The 2,881-nt window shown below is 72.0% G+C and carries 2 protein-coding genes and 1 pseudogene; 2 read left to right on the forward strand and 1 reads right to left on the reverse strand.

Annotated features, from left to right (window positions below; all coding sequences use genetic code 11):
* On the forward strand, positions 1–1,501 hold a 1,501-nt coding region (locus tag B4E30_RS03385; RefSeq protein ID WP_414683181.1), incomplete at its 5' end, for a CDP-glycerol glycerophosphotransferase family protein.
* Positions 1,502–1,530: 29 nt separating this feature from the next.
* On the opposite strand, the gene B4E30_RS03390 is transcribed toward B4E30_RS03385, so the two are convergent.
* The gene (locus B4E30_RS03390; protein WP_286793493.1) at positions 1,531–2,556 is read right to left on the reverse strand and encodes a glycosyltransferase family 2 protein; all 1,026 of its coding nucleotides are present in this window, start codon (positions 2,554–2,556) and stop codon (positions 1,531–1,533) included.
* A 109-nt stretch (positions 2,557–2,665) separates the two neighbouring features.
* On the opposite strand from B4E30_RS03390, the pseudogene B4E30_RS03395 reads away from it, so the two are divergent.
* Positions 2,666–2,881, forward strand: a pseudogene (locus tag B4E30_RS03395) (hypothetical protein); the annotation flags it as partial.

Raw genomic sequence — 2,881 nt, forward strand, 5'->3', positions numbered from 1 at the left:
TCGCCGACGAGCCGCCTTCCGGATCGAGAAAAGGACCCCGATGACCCAGGCCCGCTTCGACACCGGCGAGCGTCCCGCTCTCGTGCTGACGGGGACGGGAGCGCGCCCGCGCTCCGTCGATCTCGTGGGCAGTCGCGCCCGCACGAGCGCGCGGCTCACCGGCCGCGGCACGACGTGGCGCGCCGTCGTGCCGCTCACCGCCGCACGGTGGGGCGGCCCGGATCTCCCGCTTCCCTCCGGCGAGTACCGCCTGACGATCACGTCCGCGGAGCCCGAGTCGCGCCAGGAGCGGACGCCGCTCGAAGACCTCCCGGTCACGCAGCTCGGCGGTCTTCGCGCGCAGCTCGTGCAGGACATCGTGACCGTGGGCCCGCCGATCGATCCGGCGTACGACTCCGGTGAAGGGCAGGACGCGCTCGAGCGCCGGTACGCGACGCGCCCGGGAGGCCTGGAGAACGCGGTGTTCTTCGAGAGCTTCTACGGCCGCAACGCCGGCTGCAATCCGCTCGCCATCGATCGTGAGCTCGCTCGCCGAGCGCCCGGTGTCACTCGCTACTGGAGCGTCGTCGATCTGTCGGTGCGCGTGCCGGACGGCGCCATCCCGGTCGTCGAGGGCAGTCCCGAGTGGTGGCGCGCCCGCGGGCACAGCCGGCTGCTCGTGATCAACGACTGGCTGCGCCGCCGATTCGTGCGCGAGCGCGGCCAGGTCGTGCTGCAGACCTGGCACGGCACGCCGTTGAAGCGCCTCGCGCTGCACCGCCCGGGCTTCGATCCGCGGCGGATGGCGGCGGTGTTCAAGGAGTCGCGGCGCTGGAACGTGCTGCTCGCCCAGAACCCCTACGCCGCGAAGGTGCTCGGCAAGGCCTACGCCTTCCTCACCCGTCCGCTCTGGGTGGAGGGGTACCCGCGCAACGACGTCCTCGTGCACGGGGACGACGGCCGCACGCGCGCCGCTCTCGGGATCGGTGCCGAGGAGCGAGTGCTCCTCTACGCGCCCACCTGGCGCGACGACCGCCGCGAGATCGTCGACTTCGTCGATCCCGTCGCGCTCGCCGCCGACACCGACGCGGTCGTGCTCGTGCGCGGACACTCCCGCACGCTTCAGCCGGGGCGCGACGCGGAGGGCCCGCGTGTGATCGACGTGACGGGATACCCGGACACCTCCGGGCTGCTGTCAGCGGCGGACGCGCTCATCACCGACTACTCCTCCGTCATGTTCGACTTCAGCGTGACGGGAAAGCCCATGTATTTCCTCGTGCCCGACCTCGAGCGATATCGCGGCGAGCTGCGCGGCTTCTACTTCGACCTGGCCGAGCGCGCGCCCGGCCCGCTCGTACGGTCACAGGACGACCTGGTCGCCGCCCTGCTGCGCGACGACGTCCAGGAGTTCGCCGAGCGCTACGCGGTGTGGCAGCAGACGTTCAACGCCCGGGACGACGGCCATGCGGCCGAGCGCGTGGTCGACCGCATCCTCGACCAGGGGTTCGTCGAGGTCGCGTGAGGCACCCGGATCAGGGAAGAGGCACCGGATCAGGGAAGAGGCGTGTTGCGCCCGCCGAGCCGCGAGGTGTCGACCGTGTCGTCGGCGCCGCGCGCCGTGCCGACGAGGAACCCCGCACCCCACGCGAGGTGCATCGTGGGGATCACCGCGAGGGTCCACAGCTTGTCCCGCCAGCCGACGCCACCGCCGCGACCGGCGGCGACGACGGCGATGAGTCCCGCGTACGCGAGCACGGGCAGGTACACGACCGCCGCGATCCAGGCCCAGATGCCGGTGAGGACGCGCGTGAGCTGCAGCACACCGACGAGGACAGCGCCCGCCAGCGTGGCCACCAGGGCGGGCGGTGCGAAGAAGCGCAGCGAATTGGTCCGCCCGTAACGACGCACGAGCTCACCGCGCCAGCGACCGGTCGCGAAGAACTGACGCACCAGCCGCGGCCAGCTGTCGCGCGGCCAGTACGTCACGGCCAGTTCCGGGTCGAACCAGACGCGGTGGCCGGCGCGCCGGATGCGGAGGTTCAGCTCCCAGTCCTCGCCGCGGCGGATGGACTCGTCGAACAGGCCGACCTCCTCGAGCACGTCGCGACGCATGACCCCGAGGTAGGCGGACTCCGCCTCGCCCTCCCGGGCTCCGCCGTGATACGCACCGCCGCCGAGGCCGATGGGGGAGTTGTACGCACGCGCGACGGCGCGCTGGAACGGCGTGCGCCCGTCCGCGCGCATGACCCCGCCGACATTGGCGGCACCGACCCGCCGGAGGGTCGCGAGCGCCCGCACGGTGTATCCCGGCTCCAGCTCCGAATGCGCGTCGACGCGAACGATGATCGGGTGGGAGCCGGCCCGGATCGCGAGATTCAGGCCCACGGGGATGTCGGCGTCGGGATTGTGCACGATGCGCACCCGCGGATCATCCGCCGCAAGCTCCGCCGCGACCTGCTCGGTCCCGTCGGAGGACGGGGCGAGGGCCAGGATGAGCTCTAAGGGGCCGGGGATCTCCTGTGCCAGCACCGAGTCGACCGCCCGCCGCAGGTAGGCGCGCTCGTTGAGGACCGGCATGACGAAGGTCACGCCGCCGGTGTCGGACACCTCCGGCGCATCCTCGCGCCCGGGCCGGTGGACATGCACCCGACGATCATGTCATGCGCCGCCTGGGTAGGCTGGAGGAGTGAGTGTGGTGACGGACGCGCGCAAGGCGATCGCTCTCCTCCGCAAGGCCGTCGCCCAGCGGCGCGCCGTGCGCGACGTGCGTCGGCGGGTGGCGGCGTCTGCGCCGCATCCTCCCCACCACTACCGCGTGGCCGTCTACTTCGCAGACGGTGACGTGAACATGTATCAGATGCGCCAGTGGTACAAGCCACTGGCCGACCTGGCCGCGACGTGG

It is taken from the genome of Microbacterium sp. UBA3394, assembly GCF_002358725.1.
GTDB classification, from domain to species: domain Bacteria; phylum Actinomycetota; class Actinomycetes; order Actinomycetales; family Microbacteriaceae; genus Microbacterium; species Microbacterium luteum.